This window comes from Pelomicrobium sp. G1 (assembly GCF_051905455.1).
Classification (GTDB): Bacteria; Pseudomonadota; Gammaproteobacteria; order Burkholderiales; family UBA6910; genus Pelomicrobium.
In genome coordinates this window covers 211,093-227,747 of the sequence record NZ_JBQACR010000002.1, presented here as the reverse complement: position 1 = coordinate 227,747, position 16,655 = coordinate 211,093, and the positions used below count along the sequence as shown (strand labels likewise).

Sequence of the window (16,655 nt, the reverse complement as noted above, 5' to 3'; positions counted from 1 at the left end):
GGTGAATCCGGTGACTGAGATAGCGGCCAAAGAACGCCCGAGCTCCAGCTACGACTCCAGCAGCATCAAGGTGCTGAAGGGCTTGGAGGCGGTGCGCAAGCGCCCCGGCATGTACATCGGCGACACCTCCGACGGCACCGGGCTGCACCACATGGTGTTCGAGGTGGTGGACAACTCCATCGACGAGGCGTTGGCCGGCTACTGCGACGACATCAAGGTGGTGATCCACCCGGACAATTCCGTGTCGGTGATCGACAACGGCCGCGGCATCCCCACCGGGATCAAGGAGGACGACGAGCTCAAGCGCTCGGCGGCGGAGATCGTGATGACCGAGCTGCACGCCGGGGGCAAGTTCGACAGCAACTCCTACAAGGTGTCGGGCGGGCTGCACGGGGTGGGGGTGTCCTGCGTCAACGCCCTCTCCAAGTGGCTGCGCCTCACCATCCGCCGCGACGGCCTGGTGCACGCCATGGAGTTCGACCACGGCGTGCCGGTGGCGCCCCTCAAGGTGATCGGCAAGACCGAGAAGACCGGGACCGAAGTGCACTTCCTCGCCGACGAGAAGATCTTCGGCAAGGTGGAGTTCCACTACGAGATCCTGGCCAAGCGGCTGCGGGAGCTCTCGTTCCTGAACAACGGCGTCAGGATCCAGCTCGTGGACCAGCGCAGCGGCAAGAGCGAGGACTTCGCTTACAGCGGCGGTGTCAAGGGGTTCGTGGAGTACATGAACCGCACCAAGGTGGTGCTCCACTCCAACATCTTCCACGCGGTCGGAGAAAAGGACGGCATCACGGTGGAGGTGGCCATGCAGTGGAACGACTCCTACCAGGAGTCGGTCCAGTGCTTCACCAACAACATCCCCCAGCGCGACGGTGGCACCCATTTGACCGGGCTTCGGGCGGCGCTCACGCGCACGCTCAACAGCTACATCGAGAAGGAGGAGCTGGCGAAGAAGGCCAGGGTGGAGACCACCGGCGACGACATGCGGGAAGGGCTGACCTGCGTGCTCTCGGTGAAGGTCCCCGAGCCCAAGTTCTCCTCCCAGACCAAGGACAAGCTGGTCTCCTCGGAGGTCCAGCCGGTGGTGCAGGAGATCGTCTCCGCCAAGCTCCACGACTTCCTGATGGAGCATCCCCAGGACGCCAGGATCATCTGCAACAAGATCATCGAGGCGGCGCGGGCCCGGGAGGCGGCGCGGAAAGCGCGCGAGCTCACCCGGCGCAAGGGGGTGCTGGACGGCTTCGGCCTGCCGGGGAAGCTCGCCGACTGCCAGGAACGGGACCCGTCCCGGTCGGAACTGTACCTGGTGGAAGGGGACTCCGCCGGCGGCTCGGCCAAGCAGGCGCGGGACCGGCGCTTCCAGGCGGTGCTGCCCTTGAAGGGCAAGATCCTCAACGTGGAGAGGGCGCGCTTCGACAGGCTCATCTCCTCCCAGGAGATCGCCACCCTGATCACGGCGCTGGGCACCGGCATCGGCAAGGACGAGTACAACCCGGACAGGCTGCGCTACCACCGCATCATCATCATGACGGACGCCGACGTGGACGGCTCCCACATCCGTACGCTGCTGCTCACCTTCTTCTATCGCCAGATGCCGGAGCTGATCGAGCGCGGCCATATCTACATCGCCCAGCCGCCCCTCTACAAGATAAAGCTTGGGCGCCAGGAGACCTATTTGCGGGACGACCACGAGCTCAAGCAGTTCCTGCTCAAGCAGGCCCTCGCCGACGCGGCCCTGTACCCCTCGGCGGAGGCAGAGGCGCTGCCACCGGCCGCTTTCCAGAGGCTCGCGGAACAGTATCTTCTCGCCGAAGCGGTGATCGACCGGCTAAGCCGGGGGGTGGACCGGGACGCCCTGCGCGCCCTGCTCAAGGGCGTGACGCTGGACCTGTCCGGCCGGGCGGCGGCGGAGGAAAGCGCCAGGGTCCTGGCGGCGGCGGTGGACGATCCGGCGCTCGCCGTCGAGGTGGGGGTGGACGAGGCCACCGAGGCCCTGCGCCTTATGATCCTGCGCCGGGAGCACGGGGTCGTGCGCGCGAGCTCCATCGACCAGGAGTTCTTGCAAAGCGGCGATTGCGCCCAGATCCGGGAGACGGCCCAAGCCCTTTCGGGCCTGCTGCACAAAGGGGCCTACGTGGCCAGGGGCGAGCACAAGCGGGCGGTCGCCGATTTCCGCGAGGCCATCGACTGGCTCCTCGCCGAAGTGCGCGCCCACGCCTCCATCCAGCGCTACAAGGGCCTGGGGGAGATGAACCCGGAGCAGCTCTGGGAGACCACCATGGACCCGGCCAAGCGCCGGCTGCTCAAGGCCCAGATCGAGGACAGCATCACCGCGGACGAGATCTTCACCACCCTGATGGGGGATCAGGTGGAGCCGCGGCGGGCGTTCATCGAGGAAAACGCCCTCGGCGTACGCAACCTGGATATCTAGAGGCGATTTCGAAAGGGGTTAAAAGGGGTTATTTGGCGGCTGCCCGGCGGCGGGTTTCGGGCTTCGGCGCCGCTTTGGCCTCTCCCGCTTCTCTCTGCTTCGCGCTCTTGGATTCCCTGGGAGCGAACTCGAACCCCACGCTGCCATCGCCCGACAGGGTGAGAAAGGCGGAGAACGGGCGGCCGTTCTTGCGGGAAATGAAGCGATGCAGCAGGTCGGTCTTGCGGTGGGCAAGCAGCTTCTTCATCTGCTCCCGCTCGATGGGCCGCTGCAGGATCACCTTGCCGGTACGGAAGTCGCAGCTACGGCTGGGCCCCACCGAGCGCTCGCACAGGTACGCCGCGGCGACCTCGTAGACCCGGGCCCCGCACTTGGGACAGGGGCCCACGGGCTCCTGGCCTGAGAAGTCCGCTTCCTCCTCGTCGCCTTCGGCACTCGCCTGACCGAAGTCGAACTCGGTGCGCAGGTCGTCGCTGAGCCGTAGGACCGCCGAAAACGGCCGGCCCATGCGGCTGCGAAAGCCCGTGAGGGGCCCCACGCTGCGCTGGGTGATCAACCGCTCCACCTCTTCCGGCTCCAGCTCTCGGCCGGAGATCACCTTCCAGATGGCGAAGTCGCAGCCCTGGCACTGGAACTTGCGGTAGTTCTCCTGCACCACGCCGCCGCACTTGGGACAGGGCGTCTTGAGGGTGCGGAAGGCTTCGTCCGGGATCTCTCCCTCCTTGATGCGCTTCACCATGTCGCGGGTGAGGTCCACGATGTGGTCCATGAACTCGCTGCGGGGGAGCTTCCCCTGCTCCATCTGCTTGAGCTTGTACTCCCATTGGCCCGTGAGTTCCGGGGAGGTGAGCTCGTTGACCCCGAAGTGGTCCAGGGCGAAGAGCAGGGAGAAGGCCTTGGCGGTGGGCTGCAGATCCCGGCCGTTCCTATGCACGTATTCCTCCTGGATCAAGCCCTCGATGATCTGGGAGCGGGTGGCGGGGGTTCCCAGGCCCCGGGCCGCCATCGCCGCCCGCAGCTCCTCGTCCTCGATGAGCTTGCCCGCCCCCTCCATGGCGGAGAGGAGCGTGGCCTCCGTGTAGCGGGGAGGAGGCTTGGTCTGGTTCTGCCGCACCTCCACCGCTAGGGTGCGCGCCTTCTCTCCCGCCTGGACGGGAGGAAGGCGCTGGGCGTCCTCCTCGGCCGCCTTGCCGTAGACCGCGAGCCAGCCCGGGTTCACCAGCACCCGCCCTTCGGTCTTGAACGCCTCGCCCGCCACCCGGGTGATCCGGGTGGTCACCAAGTACTCGGCCGCTGGGTAGAACACCGCCAGGAAGCGGCGCACCACCAAGTCGTAGAGCTTCGCTTCCGTCTCGTTCAGGTGCTTGGGCGGCTGCAGGGTGGGGATGATGGCGAAATGGTCCGAGACCTTCTCGTTGTTGAAGACCCGCTTGTTCGGCCGCACCCAGCCCTGTTTCAGGATCTGGTCGGCAAAGGGGGCGTAGGGGGAGGCTTCGCTTTTCTTCCCCCCGCGCAGGGTCTCCAGGGTCTTCTTGACCGTGGCGAGGTAATCCTCGGGCAACGCCCGGGAGTCGGTGCGCGGATAAGTGAGCACCTTGTGCTTTTCGTACAGGGCCTGGGCCAGGGACAGGGTCATGCGGGCGGAGAAGCCGAACCGGCTGTTGGCCTCCCGCTGCAGGCTGGTCAGGTCGAAAAGCAGCGGCGCCACCTGGGTGGACGGTTTCGCCTCCTCGCTGACCGTGCCCGGCTTGCCCTCGCACTTGGCGCGGATCGCCTCCGCCCGGGCCTGGTCCCACAGCCGCTCGGGCCGCGCCTCGGGGTCGCCCTCGGCGCCCGTTTTGGCCGCCTTTTCGTCGAACCAGCGGCCCGGGTATTCGCCCCCCGCGCAGGCGAAGGTGGCGTGCACCTCCCAGTAGTCCCGGGGCACGAAGTTGCGGATCTGCTCCTCCCGCTCCACCAGGATGCGCAGGGTGGGCGTCTGGACCCGCCCGACGGTGGTCTTGTAGAAGCCCCCGTCCTTGGAGTTGAAGGCGGTCATGGCCCGGGTGCCGTTGATGCCCACCAGCCAGTCCGCCTCCGAGCGGCACACGGCCGCGTCCGCCAGGGGCCGCAGCTCCTCGTCCTTCTTGAGCTGGGCGAAGCCCTCCCGGATCGCCTCGGGGGTCATGGACTGCAACCACAGCCGCTCGATGGGCTTGCGGGTTTTGGCGTAGCGGACGATGTAGCGGAAGATGAGCTCCCCTTCGCGCCCGGCGTCGCAGGCGTTGATGAGGCCCGTCACGTCCTTGCGCTTGATGAGGCGCAGTAAGAGCTTGAGCCGCTCCTCGGATTTTTCGATGGGCTTGAGCTCGAAGTGGGGCGGGATCACCGGTAGGTGGGCGAAGGACCACTTGCCTCGCTTCACCTCGTGCCCCTCAGGAACGGCTAGCTCCAGCAGATGGCCCACGGCGGAGGAGAGCACGTAGCGATCACTTTCGTAATACTCGCCGTGCTTCTTGAAGCCCCCCAGCGCCCGGGCGATGTCCGCGGCGACGGAAGGCTTCTCGGCGATGATCAGTTTCTTACCCATGGAATGGACCGCTGGGAGCGTTCGCGCCGGAAAAAGAAAGCGGTTGATGATAGGAGCTATTCCCGGGCGGTACAAGTCAGGCGGGCAGCCGGGGCACTCGTATTGCGAGCGCTTACTTACTCACAATATTTTGATTTTTTTATTTGATTCTCTGGTAGCGGCTGCCGGGTAGGCTGGCGATCCGGCCTTCCAGCTCCAGGGCCACCAGCTCTGCCAGGAGCTCCTGGGGTGGCCGGCCGCTGCGCTGGGCCAGAGTATCCAGGTCCACCGGGTCGAAGCCCAGGTGGGCGAGCAGGGGCGAGGCCTCCGCCTGGCCGGGTGCCGCAGAACCGGGGGCGAGGCCTAAGGACGGCCCGATGCCCGCCGCTTGGAGGCCCAGCTCTTCCAGGATGTCCCGGGCGGTTTCTACCAACTTCGCCCCCTGCTTGATGAGGGCATGGCAGCCCTTTGACAGGGGCGAGTGGATAGAGCCGGGGATGGCGAAGACTTCCCGGCCCTGGTCTGCGGCCAGGCGGGCGGTGATGAGGGAGCCGCTCTGGAGCGCCGCCTCCACCACGAGGCAACCCCGGGACAGGCCGCTCAGGAGCCGATTGCGGCGGGGGAAGTTCTCCGCCCGGGCGGGCGTTCCCAGGGGAAACTCGGACACCAGGGCCCCCTGTTCCGCCAGGGCCAGGGCCAGGTCCCGGTTGCGGGCCGGGTAGACCCGGTCAAGCCCGGTCCCGGTGACCGCCACGCTGCTGGAGGCTCCGGCGAGGCCGCCCCGATGGGCCGCGGCGTCGATCCCCAAGGCGAGACCGCTCACGATGGTCAGCCCGGCGTCGCTCAAGGCCTTGGCGAAGGCTTCGGCGTTGGCCAGGCCCTGGGGCGTGGCGTTGCGGCTGCCCACGATGGCCAGGGCCGGTCGCGCCAGGAGCTCGGCCCTGCCCCTCACGTACAGGAGCAGGGGTGGATCCGGGATATGGAGCAGTTGTCCGGGATAGCGGGGGTCGTCCAGGGCCACCAGGTGATGGCCGGGGAGTTGGGCCCAGGCCAGGGTCGCTTCGACCTGGGCCGGGTCAGGGCCCGCCTGCAAGCGGGCCGCGGCGGCTTCCCCGGCGATGCGGGCGACCAAGCCCCGGGAGGCGGCCAGCACCTCTTCCGGTCCGCCGCAGGCGGCGAGGAGACTCCGCAGGGTCTTGCCGCCCGATCCGGGAACGAGGCTCAGCCGAACCCAGGCCTCGGTGCGGCGATCCGGCGCCATGGGCGAAATCGCCCGGTCGCGGCCCTGCCGTCGCTCAAGGGTTTTCGATCGTGTCCAGAGGCGCCACTTGGCGGTTCGCCTGCATCACCATGGCGTAGGACACCCGGTCGAAGGTGCGGAACACCATGATCAACCCGATGCTCTGGTCAGGGGCGGCCTCCGCCGAGCGCCCCCGCTCCACCGTCGCCCGGCCTTGGCCCGCCCGCACCTTCAGTACGTCCCCAAGCTCCAGGCCGTCCCGCTTGCCCTTGTTGATGGCCACGACGGCGGTGGGGCCCGCCTCGGTGCTCCCGCCGTAGGTGGAGATGACGAAACCGGAGATCCGGCGCTGGGGCGCCTTAGGTACGAAGTTGATGTAAGGCATTTCGACGGCTTTCACCAGCCGGGCCCCCAGAAGGATCTCCTGGTTGGAATCCACCACCTCCACCACCGTGGCCGCGGGTTCATGGCGCACGATCCGGCCCGTCCCCAGATGCACCGCCTCGTGGCCCAGGATTTCTCCAGTTCCCGGGTCTTTCAAGGCACCCCCCAGCTCGTAGATGTCCCAGAGCAGGCCCTGGCCCTGGGGCAGGCCGGCGACGCTCAGCAGGTCGCCGGCGGAGGCGATCACCCGCCCCTCCTGCATGGCGACGATGCGGGGCGCCCCATGGAGTCCTTGGGCGTCCACCACCAGAGGCTTGGCCAAGAACGGCCGGATGGCGCTCGCCGGGATGGTGGGAATGGCCTCCCGGGTGCTGGGCTCCACCCGGACCCGGGGAGAGAGCTTCACCGTCTCCATTTCCTTGGAGAGCCGGGGTGCCGGGCCGCGGCGGTCCAGCACCAGCACGTCGCCCGGATAGATCAGGTGGGGATTTTTGATCTGTTCCTTGTTCATCCCCCATAGCTCGGGCCAGCGCCACGGGCTCTGGAGGTAGCGGCCGGAGATGGCCCACAGGGTGTCGCCCTTCTGGACCACGTACCGGTCCGGGGCGTCAGGGACGAGCTGTAGGGGCTGGGCCTGAACGCCCTTGGCGGGCAGCCAAAGGAGGAAACAAGGAAACAAAAACAGGGATATAATGCTCTTATGCATAGCGGCTTCGCCTTTTTCGATGGGCTGGCGCCTCCCCCGCCGGCGGAGTAAAGAGGGGCGGACGGCTGGCTTCCAGTTGACACTTTAGATTAAATTCTCCATATAGTCCATTCAATCGGCAAGATTTTATGGCGATCCGGCAAATCCTGCAGTACCCCGATCCTCGGCTGCACAAGAAAGCGGCCCCGGTCGCCTTGGTGGACGATTCCATCCGGGCCTTGGTCCAGGACATGGCGGAGACCATGTACGCCGCCCCAGGCATCGGGCTCGCTGCCACCCAGATCGACGTTCATCTGCAGGTGATCACCATCGACGTGTCCGAGACCCGGGATCGGTTGCTGGTGCTCATCAACCCGGAGATCCTGGCGAAGAGCGGCGTGTCGGAGATCGAAGAGGGCTGCCTTTCGGTGCCCGGCATTTTCGAGCGGGTGCAGCGGGCCGAGCGGGTGACCGTGCGGGCCTTGGACCCGCAGGGCAAATCCTTCACCCTGGACGCGGAGGGCCTGCTCGCCGTGTGCATCCAGCACGAGATGGACCACCTGCAGGGCAAGGTCTTCGTCGAGTACCTCTCGCGCCTCAAGCAGAATCGCATCCTGGCCAAGCTGCGCAAGCAGCAGCGCAAGGTCATGTGAGCCCGGTCCCGGTCCAGGACCGGGAGATTCCCCCATGAATCTCGTTTTCGCCGGCACGCCCGAATTCGCGGCGACCGCCTTGGCGGCGCTGCTGCGTTCCCGACACCGGGTCATGCTGGTATTGACCCAGCCGGACCGGCCGGCAGGTCGGGGCCTCAAGCCCGCCCCAAGCCCGGTGAAGCGACTGGCGCAGGAGGCGGGGCTCGCGTTGCTCCAGCCCCAGACCCTGCGGGATGGGGCGGTCCAGCAGGCGCTGGTGGAGGCGGCGCCGGATGTGCTGGTAGTGGCGGCCTACGGCCTGCTCCTCCCCCGCGCGGTCCTAGCGATCCCGCGCCATGGCTGCGTCAACATCCACGCCTCCCTCCTCCCCCGCTGGCGCGGCGCCGCGCCCATCCCACGAGCCATCCTCGCCGGGGACGAGCAAACGGGCATTACCATCATGCAGATGGACGAGGGCCTGGACACCGGCCCGGTGCTGCTCCAGCGGGCCCTGCCCATTGCCCCGGACGATACCGCAGGCAGCCTCACCGGCAAGCTGGCTGCCCTGGGGGCCCAATGTATCGTGGAAGCTCTGGACGCCCTGGAAGCGGAGAAGCTGCGCCCCACGCCCCAGGATGAGGCGGGGGCCTGCTACGCCCCCAAGATCGCCCGGGAGGAAGCCGCCATCGACTGGAGCCGGGAGGCCGCTTTCATCGAGCGCCAGGTGCGAGCGTTCAGCCCCCATCCGGGAGCCGCCACCTCCGCCAGAGGCACGGCCCTCAAGCTGTGGCGGGCTCGGCCGGTGGAATCTCCAGGGGGCGCGCCCGGTCGGGTGCTCCAGGCGAACGCGGAAGGCCTGGTGGTGGGCTGCGGCTCGGGGGCGCTGCGGATCCTGGAATTGCAGCGCCCGGGCGGGCGGCGCTTGCCCGCGGCCGAGTTCCTGCGGGGCTTCCCCCTGCAGCCCGGGGAGCGGCTGGGCGGCTGAAGCGGGGGTCTCGGGACGATGCGCGAAGCCCAGCGGGTGGCCGCCGAAGCGGTGGCGCGGGTCCTCGGGGGCGAGAGTCTCTCCACGGCGCTGCCCCTCGCCTTGGACCGGCGGAAAGATCTGGCGGGGGCCGAGCGGGCCCGCGCCCAGGATCTGGCCTACGGCACCCTGCGCCACTACGGGCTGCTCGCCGCGGTCCTCGAGCGGCTCGCGCGTAAGGCCCCCCGCCCGCAGCGGCTTCGGGCCTTGCTCCTGGTGGCTCTGTACCAGCTCCATGCCACCCGGGCGGCGCCCCACGCCGTGGTAAGCGAAGCGGTGGGGCTTGCGGGCGAGCTGGCAGGGCAGGGGGCGCGCGGGTTCGCCAACGCGGTGTTGCGCGCCTTCCAGCGCCGCTCGGCGGAGCTGGTGAGGAGCGCCGTGGCCGACGACGAGAGCGCCCGCTACTCCCATCCCCGCTGGTGGATCGAGGCGCTGAAGATCCAGTATCCCGGGCGCTACCGGGCGCTGCTCGAGACCGGCAACGGGCATCCGCCCATGGGCCTGCGGGTGAACCTGCGGCGCACGACCCTGGAGGGGTACCTGGCGCTGCTCACGGAGGCGGGGCTCGAAGCCCGCCCGGTGCCGCCCGCGGGAGTGCTGCTGGAGCGGCCGGTGCCGGTGGAGCGGCTGCCGCGCTTTGCCGAAGGCTGGGTGTCGGTGCAGGACCTGGGAGCCCAGCTCGCGCCCGCCTTCCTGGACCCGCAGCCCGGGATGCGGGTGCTGGACGCCTGCAGCGCCCCGGGGGGCAAGGCGGCCCACCTCCTCGAGCACGCGGACGTGGCGCTGGTGGCCCTAGACCGGGACCCGGAGCGGCTGAAGCGGGTCGAGGCCAACCTTGCCCGCCTGGGGCTTTCGGCAAGCCTCCTGTGCGCCGATGGCGCGGACCCGCAACGCTGGTGGGACGGCCGGCCCTTCCAGCGGGTGCTGGCGGACGTGCCCTGCAGCGGCTCGGGGGTCGTGCGGCGCCATCCTGACATCAAGTGGTTGAGACGCGCCGCCGATCTTCCCCGGTTCGCCGCCGAGCAGGGGCGTATCCTGGACGGCGTGTGGCGGGTCCTGGACAGTGGTGGTAAATTGCTCTACGTCACTTGCTCCGTGTTCGCCGAGGAGAATCAGGGCGTCATCGGCGCGTTCCTCGAGCGGCACGGCGACGCCCGGCTCCTGCCGCTGCCGGGCGCCGAGTCCGGCATGCGGCAGCTTTTCCCCGACGCCTCCCAGGACGGATTTTTCTATGCCCTGCTCGGTAAGGGAAGCGCTGAACCGGCCCTGGGCTGAGCGGCGTCCGTGGCGCGGGGCGCTTGCCGCCTGCCTGCTCCTCGCCGCTGCCGCCGCGGCCCGGGCCGAGGCGATCGAGGTGAATTCGGCCGAGCTGGTGCAAGCGGGCAGCGGCTACGTCCTGAACGCGGATTTCGCCATCTCCCTCAATCCCGTCGTCATTACCGCCCTGAGCAAGGGCGTGCCGGTCCATTTCGTGGTGGACGTGGAAGTGTCGCGCCCGCGCAGGTACTGGTTCGGCAAGCGCATCGCGGGCGGCGAGCATTCGGTGCGGCTCTCCTACGTCCCCCTCACGCGCCAGTACGAGGTGTCCGACGATCAGGGCACCCATGTGGCCGACAGCCTAGAGGCGGCGCTGCGCTGGGCGGGGCGGGTGCGGGGCTGGCGGGTGCTGGACGGCCGAGCCCTCGAGCGGGGCGTGGTGTACCGGGCGGCGGTGCGCATGCGCCTGGATCCCGCCCGGCTGCCGCCGCCGTTTCAAGTGAGCTCCCTCACCACCCGGGACTGGGCGATCGAGTCCGACTGGTACCAGTGGAGGTTCATGCCGTGAGCCGCGCCGCCGCCCGCAGGAGGCGCCCGTGAAGTACCTGGTGGTCATCGTCATCGGGCTGGGCGCGGTGCTGCTATATCTCCTCGCCACCGCGAGCCGCAACAGCGCCCTTTTCGCCGACCAGTATCCGCTGCTGCTGGCGCTGAACGGGGCGCTCGTGGTCCTGTTGCTGCTGGTGGTGGGAACGCAGCTCGCGCGGCTGGTGAAGAAGCTGCGCCGTGGCGTGTTCGGCTCGCGGCTGGCCTTCAAGCTGCTCGCGCTCTTCACCCTCATGGCGCTGGTGCCGGGGGCGCTGGTGTACGTGGTCTCGGTCCAGTTCCTCACCAAGAGCATCGAGTCGTGGTTCGACGTGCGGGTCGAGCGGGCGCTGGAAGGCGGCCTCAACCTGGGCCGTACCGCCCTCGACAACATGCTCAAGGACATGAACGCGGCGGCGGTGAATCTCTCCCTGGTGCTCGCCGAACAGCCCGGCCGCGAGCCCCTGGAGCTGCTCAACCAGTTGCGCGAGCAGACGGGATTGTTCGAAGTGTCCCTGTTCGACCAGCGGGGAAAGCTCCTCGCCTTCTCCACCGGCGCCAGCGCGGCCCTGCTGCCCCACTTTCCCGACGCCGCCGTGCTGCGGCAGGTGCGGTTGCAGAAGGCGTACTCGGCGGTGGAGCGGCTGCCCGACCGGGGCATGGTGCTGCGGGTGCTGATGCCGGTGAACGTGCTCCTGCCGGGAGAGGACGTGCGGGTGCTGCAGCTCATCCAGCCGGTGCCGACCCAGCTCAGGCAGGACGCGGAGTCGGTGCAGGCGGTCTACCAGGACTACCAGGAGCTGCTACTGGCGCGCACCGGGTTGAAGCGCCTGTATCGCGTGACCCTGACCCTGTCGCTGCTGCTGTCGCTGCTGTCGGCGCTGGCCCTGGCTTTCATCCTGAGCGAGCGGCTGGCGGCGCCCCTGGGGCTGCTGGCTGAAGGCACCCGGGCGGTGGCCCAGGGGGACTTCAGCCGCCGCCACCCGGTGCAGAGCCGGGACGAGATGGGCATCCTCATGGCCTCGTTCAACGCCATGACCCAGCAGCTCGCCGAGGCCCGGGCGGAGGCCCTGCGCAAGCAGGCCGAGGTGGAAGGCGCCAAGGCTTACCTGGAGAGCCTGCTCGCCAACCTGTCCTCGGGCGTGGTGGCCTTCGACAAGGAGGGACGGCTGCGCTCCGCCAACCGCAGCGCGGCGCGCATCCTGGGGGTGGACGCGGAGGCCCTCGTCGGCCTGACCTACGCCGAGATCGCCGAGCGCTTTCCGGAGCTCGCCCCTCTCGTCGAGACGGTGGCGCGCGAATTCGCCCAATCCCAGGAGGAGCGCTGGCAGCGCCAGGTGGAGCGACCCCTCGCCTCCGGCACCCAGGTGCTGCTCGCGCGGGGCACGCGGCTCCCGGAAGTGGCGGCGAGCGGCTACGTGGTGGTTTTCGACGACGTGACCGACCTGATCCAGGCCCAGCGGGAGGCGGCCTGGGGCGAGGTGGCGCGCCGGCTGGCCCACGAGATCAAGAATCCCCTCACCCCCATCCAGCTCGCCGCCGAGCGGCTGCAGCACAAGCTGGCGGACAAGCTTACCGGGCGCGACGCGGAGGTGCTCGCCCGGGCGACCCGCACCATCGTCGCCCAGGTCGCGGCCATGAAGACCATGGTGGACGCTTTCAGCCGCTACGCCCGGCTTCCGGAGATCAAGCGCGCGCCCCTTGACATCAACCGGCTGGTCAACGACATTCTGCCCCTCTACGAGGCGGCGGCGCCCGCTATCCGGGTCGACCTGGCGCCGCAGCTCCCCCTGGTGATGGGCGACGCGGAGCAGTTGGGGCAGGTGATCCACAACCTGCTGCGCAACGCCCAGGACGCCACGGCGGAGGCGACGCGGCCCCAGATCACCCTGGCGACCCGGGCGCAAGACGGCACGGTGACCCTGTCGGTGCTGGACAACGGCCAGGGGTTTCCGGAGGAAGTGGTGCGCCGCGCCTTCGAACCCTACGTCACCACCAAGCCCAAGGGCACGGGACTGGGGCTCGCCATCGTGAGAAGAATCGTCGAAGCCCACGACGGCAAAGTGCGCATCGAAAACCTCGCTCCCCGGGGGGCGCGCATCACCATCGAGCTGCCGGCCCTCGCCGTAGCCGAGGCCGGCATGGCCGTGGGGCGGGTGGCTTCCTGAGGCGGGCCATGGGACCCAGCCAGATCCTGATCGTGGACGACGAGGTGGGCATCCGGGAGCTCCTGTCCGAGATCCTGGAGGACGAGGGCTACCGGGTGCGCCTGGCGGAGAACGCCAGCCAGGCTCGGGACATCCGCAACCGCATGCGCCCCGACCTGGTGCTGTTGGACATCTGGATGCCCGACACCGACGGGGTGACGCTGCTCAAGGAGTGGGCCAGCCGGGGGCTGCTCACCATGCCCGTGGTGATGATGTCGGGGCACGCCACCATCGACACGGCGGTGGAGGCGACCCGTATCGGCGCCTTCGACTTCCTGGAAAAGCCCATCGCCATGCAGAAGCTGCTCGCCACCGTCGGGCGCGCCCTGCAGCGGGGCAAGAGCGAGCCCGCCCCGCCCCTTTCCCTGCTGGCCCTGGGCCGCTCGCCCGTGGTGGCCGAGCTGCGCCGCCGCCTGGAGCAGGTGGCGAACCTGCGCTCGCCGGTGCTGCTCCTCGGCCCGCCGGGGTCGCCGGTGGAGCTGTGCGCCCGCTTCCTGCACCGCCCCAACACCCCCTGGGTGGCGCTGGAGAACGGCGCCCGCCTCATCGATCCGGCCGTCGACCTGCTGGCCGAGGCCCGCGACGGCGTGTTGTTCCTGCGGGAGGTGGCGGACTTGAGCCGCCTGGAGCAGAAGGGCCTGCTGATCCACGCGGCCAAGCTGGAGCGCTACAACGTCCGGCTGGTGTGCGCCAGCGCCCGCAACAACCTGGCTGCCCTGGTGAGCCAAGGCCAGTTCGACGCCAAGCTCTACGAGCTGCTCTCGGCGCTGACTGTCCCGGTGCCGGCCCTCGAGGATCACCGGGAAGACATCCCCGAGATCGCTCGCATGCTCCTCTCCCAGTGCGTGGAGGCGGGTGAGGTGCCCGTGCGCACCCTGTCCACCGGGGCGCTCAACCTGCTGCGCAACGCCCGCTGGCCCGGCGATCTGGCGCAACTGAACGGGGTGATCCGTTCCGCCGCCCACGCCGCCCTCGGCCCGGAGATCACCGCGGAGGAGATCGAGCGCTTGCTGCCGCGCCCGGATGGCCCGGCGCAGCCCTTCCCGATCCCGCTGGATCTACCCCTGCGGGAGGCCCGGGAGCGCTTCGAGCAGATCTACTTCGAGCACCACATCGCCCGGGAAGAGGGCAACATTTCCCGGGTGGCGGACAAGGTGGGGCTCGAGCGCACCCACCTCTATCGCAAGCTGAAGCAGTTGGGGATTCGCATTCCCGGCCGCGGCGAGGATTGACCGCGCCGACGCCCGGTCGTTATACCCACCATAAAAACATTCGATTTTCTCCTCTGCGCCCGCCACCCATAATTTCTCGCGCACGAGGGATCCGGCGGGGGTGTCGTTGCCTAGGGGATGAGGGGTCGGCGATAATCAGCGCCCTTCGGCGCAGATCCCGGCCTGGGCCGTTCGGAGTGCGACTCGGGGCCCGGGCCCCGTCCGGATCCCTCACCGTAACGCCAAGGAGCAAGGCATGAGTGCCAAGGCGCGCTTCAAGGATTTCGAGGCACCGGTTTTCAAGAACCTGACCAGCGCCATCCGGGCGCTGGCCATGGACGCGGTGGAGAAGGCCAAGTCCGGCCACCCGGGCATGCCCATGGGCATGGCCGAGATCGCCGAGGTGTTGTGGATCCATCATCTGCGCCACAATCCGGCCAATCCCAAGTGGCCCGACCGGGACCGGTTCGTTCTGTCCAACGGCCACGGCTCCATGCTGCTCTACGCGCTGCTGCACCTCACGGGCTACGACCTGCCCATGGAGGAGATCAAGCGCTTCCGCCAGCTGCACTCGAAGACGCCGGGCCACCCGGAATACGGGGTCACGCCCGGGGTGGAGACCACCACCGGCCCCCTGGGTCAGGGACTGGCCAACGCCGTGGGCATGGCCATCGCGGAAAAGGTGCTGGCCGCGGAATTCAACCGTCCGGGCTTTGACATCGTCAACCATTACACCTACGTGTTCCTGGGCGACGGTTGCTTGATGGAGGGCGTCTCCCACGAGGCGTGTTCGCTGGCGGGGGTCCTCGGGCTCGGCAAGCTCGTCTGCTTCTACGACGACAACGGCATCTCCATCGACGGGCACGTGGAAGGCTGGTTCGCCGACGACACCCCCAAGCGCTTCGAGGCCTACGGCTGGCACGTGGTGCCGAACGTGAACGGCCACGACCCGGTGGCGATCCAGGGGGCCATCGAGGAAGCGAAGGCGGTCACGGACAAGCCCAGCCTCATCTGCTGCAAGACGGTGATCGGCATGGGCGCGCCCAACAAGGCCGGAAGCCACGACGTGCACGGGGCGGCCCTGGGAGAGGCCGAGGTGGCCGCCACCCGGCCCCACATCGGCTGGCACTACGGGCCCTTCGAGATTCCCAAGGAGGTGTACGAGGCCTGGGACGCCAGGAAAAAGGGGGCGAGGCTGGAGGCGGAGTGGAACGCCAAATTCGCCGAATACCGCAAAGCCTATCCCCGGGAAGCGGCCGAGTTCGAGCGGCGCATCCGGGGCGAGCTGCCGGAAAACTGGAGCGCCCACGTGGAGGCGCTGCTGCAACGGGCCCACGAGAAGGCCGAGACCATCGCCACCCGCAAGGCGTCCCAGAACGCCCTCGAGGGGCTGGGGCCGCTGCTTCCGGAGCTGATCGGCGGCTCGGCGGACCTCACCGGGTCGAACCTGACCAACTGGTCCGGCTCGAAGCCGGTCACCCGCAAGGACGGCGGCAACTACATCCACTACGGCGTGCGGGAGTTCGGCATGGCCGCCATCATGAACGGGCTGGCCCTGCACGGCGGGTTCATCCCCTACGGCGGCACCTTCCTGGTGTTCTCCGACTACGCCCGCAACGCCTTGCGCATGGCGGCCCTGATGAAGGCGCACGCGGTGTTCGTGCTGACCCACGACTCCATCGGTCTCGGCGAAGACGGGCCGACCCACCAGCCCATCGAGCACGCGGCGAGCCTGCGGCTCATCCCCAACATGGAGGTGTGGCGGCCGTGCGACACGGTGGAGACCGCGGCGGCCTGGGTGCGGGCCGTCGAGCGCCGGGACGGGCCGGTGGCGCTCCTCCTCTCCCGGCAGAACGTTCCGTTCCAGACCCGGGACGCGGCCGCCCTGGAGGGGGTGCGGCGCGGGGGCTACGTGCTTGCGGAGGCGCCCGGGGGAGCGCCCCGCTGCGTGCTCATCGCCACCGGCTCGGAAGTGTCCCTCGCCATGGGCGCCCAGAAAGCCCTTGCCGGCGAGGGCCTCCCGGTGCGGGTGGTCTCCATGCCCTGCACCTCCCTGTTCGATCGCCAGGATCCCCAGTACCGGGAAGCGGTGCTGCCCAGGGGTGTACCCCGGGTGGCGGTGGAAGCCGGTGTCACCGACTACTGGCGCAAGTACGTGGGGATCGAAGGCGCGGTGGTGGGGATCGACACCTTCGGCGAATCGGCGCCCGCCGGGGACCTCTTCAAGCACTTCGGCTTCACCGTGGAAAACGTGGTGAAGGCTGTGAAGTCGGTGCTATGAGCGAAGGCGGTGCCGGGTGCGATCGCGCGGGCGCGGCGCTTGAGTTTCAGCGCAGGCTCACCTTTGCCGGGAGGCCAAGGTGAGGCCGGAGCTAAAACGTGGTGAAGGCTGTGAAGTCGGTGCTATGAGCGAAGGCGGTGCCGGGTGCGATCGCGCGGGCGCGGCGCTTG

General features: G+C 68.8%; 11 protein-coding genes. 8 read left to right on the top strand and 3 right to left on the bottom strand.

Features of this window, described 5'->3' with window-relative positions; translation table 11 throughout:
* The first annotated feature begins 1 nt into the window (after position 1).
* On the top strand, positions 2-2,431 hold the full coding sequence (gene gyrB / locus ACTFO6_RS03230; RefSeq protein WP_439933002.1) for a DNA topoisomerase (ATP-hydrolyzing) subunit B: 2,430 nt from the start codon (positions 2-4) through the stop codon (positions 2,429-2,431).
* A 28-nt stretch (positions 2,432-2,459) separates the two neighbouring features.
* Here gyrB and ACTFO6_RS03225 read toward each other — a convergent pair whose 3' ends face one another.
* From ACTFO6_RS03225 to ACTFO6_RS03215, 3 genes are all read right to left on the bottom strand, one after another.
* Complete coding sequence (locus ACTFO6_RS03225) at positions 2,460-5,000, bottom strand: DNA topoisomerase III (protein WP_439933001.1); 2,541 nt, start codon at positions 4,998-5,000, stop codon at positions 2,460-2,462.
* Positions 5,001-5,139: 139 nt separating this feature from the next.
* Positions 5,140-6,240, bottom strand: a complete 1,101-nt coding sequence (gene dprA / locus ACTFO6_RS03220) for a DNA-processing protein DprA (protein ID WP_439933000.1) — start codon at positions 6,238-6,240, stop codon at positions 5,140-5,142.
* Between the two features lie 34 nt (positions 6,241-6,274).
* Entirely contained in the window at positions 6,275-7,309 is a 1,035-nt protein-coding gene (locus ACTFO6_RS03215) for a LysM peptidoglycan-binding domain-containing protein (protein ID WP_439932999.1), read from the bottom strand.
* A 128-nt stretch (positions 7,310-7,437) separates the two neighbouring features.
* On the opposite strand from ACTFO6_RS03215, the gene def reads away from it, so the two are divergent.
* The 7 genes from def to tkt all read left to right on the top strand — a co-directional run bounded on the left by def (position 7,438) and on the right by tkt (position 16,485).
* Positions 7,438-7,941: a peptide deformylase gene (def, locus tag ACTFO6_RS03210; protein WP_439932998.1), complete on the top strand. Its 504-nt coding sequence runs from the start codon at positions 7,438-7,440 to the stop codon at positions 7,939-7,941.
* Between the two features lie 34 nt (positions 7,942-7,975).
* The gene (gene fmt, locus ACTFO6_RS03205; RefSeq protein ID WP_439932997.1) at positions 7,976-8,905 is read left to right on the top strand and encodes a methionyl-tRNA formyltransferase; all 930 of its coding nucleotides are present in this window, start codon (positions 7,976-7,978) and stop codon (positions 8,903-8,905) included.
* An 18-nt stretch (positions 8,906-8,923) separates the two neighbouring features.
* Positions 8,924-10,219, top strand: a complete 1,296-nt coding sequence (gene rsmB, locus ACTFO6_RS03200) for a 16S rRNA (cytosine(967)-C(5))-methyltransferase RsmB (protein WP_439932996.1) — start codon at positions 8,924-8,926, stop codon at positions 10,217-10,219.
* A complete protein-coding gene (locus tag ACTFO6_RS03195) occupies positions 10,176-10,769 on the top strand; it encodes a DUF4390 domain-containing protein (RefSeq protein WP_439932995.1) in 594 nt (197 codons plus the stop codon). Before rsmB ends, ACTFO6_RS03195 begins: the two co-directional genes overlap by 44 nt.
* A gap of 28 nt (positions 10,770-10,797) precedes the next feature.
* Positions 10,798-12,954, top strand: a complete 2,157-nt coding sequence (locus ACTFO6_RS03190) for an ATP-binding protein (RefSeq protein ID WP_439932994.1) — start codon at positions 10,798-10,800, stop codon at positions 12,952-12,954.
* A gap of 8 nt (positions 12,955-12,962) precedes the next feature.
* The gene (locus ACTFO6_RS03185; protein WP_439932993.1) at positions 12,963-14,225 is read left to right on the top strand and encodes a sigma-54-dependent transcriptional regulator; all 1,263 of its coding nucleotides are present in this window, start codon (positions 12,963-12,965) and stop codon (positions 14,223-14,225) included.
* Between the two features lie 235 nt (positions 14,226-14,460).
* Complete coding sequence (gene tkt, locus ACTFO6_RS03180) at positions 14,461-16,485, top strand: transketolase (protein WP_439932992.1); 2,025 nt, start codon at positions 14,461-14,463, stop codon at positions 16,483-16,485.
* The last annotated feature ends 170 nt before the right edge of the window (positions 16,486-16,655 follow it).

What these genes read in the sequence shown, in the direction of transcription:
- ACTFO6_RS03225 (WP_439933001.1), bottom strand. Translation starts at nt 5,000, where the DNA reads ATGGGTAAGAAACTGATCATCGCCGAGAAGCCTTCCGTCGCCGCGGAC.
- dprA (WP_439933000.1), bottom strand. Translation starts at nt 6,240, where the DNA reads ATGGCGCCGGATCGCCGCACCGAGGCCTGGGTTCGGCTGAGCCTCGTT.
- ACTFO6_RS03215 (WP_439932999.1), bottom strand. Translation starts at nt 7,309, where the DNA reads ATGCATAAGAGCATTATATCCCTGTTTTTGTTTCCTTGTTTCCTCCTT.
- def (WP_439932998.1), top strand. Translation starts at nt 7,438, where the DNA reads ATGGCGATCCGGCAAATCCTGCAGTACCCCGATCCTCGGCTGCACAAG.
- fmt (WP_439932997.1), top strand. Translation starts at nt 7,976, where the DNA reads ATGAATCTCGTTTTCGCCGGCACGCCCGAATTCGCGGCGACCGCCTTG.
- rsmB (WP_439932996.1), top strand. Translation starts at nt 8,924, where the DNA reads ATGCGCGAAGCCCAGCGGGTGGCCGCCGAAGCGGTGGCGCGGGTCCTC.
- ACTFO6_RS03195 (WP_439932995.1), top strand. Translation starts at nt 10,176, where the DNA reads ATGCCCTGCTCGGTAAGGGAAGCGCTGAACCGGCCCTGGGCTGAGCGG.
- ACTFO6_RS03185 (WP_439932993.1), top strand. Translation starts at nt 12,963, where the DNA reads ATGGGACCCAGCCAGATCCTGATCGTGGACGACGAGGTGGGCATCCGG.
- tkt (WP_439932992.1), top strand. Translation starts at nt 14,461, where the DNA reads ATGAGTGCCAAGGCGCGCTTCAAGGATTTCGAGGCACCGGTTTTCAAG.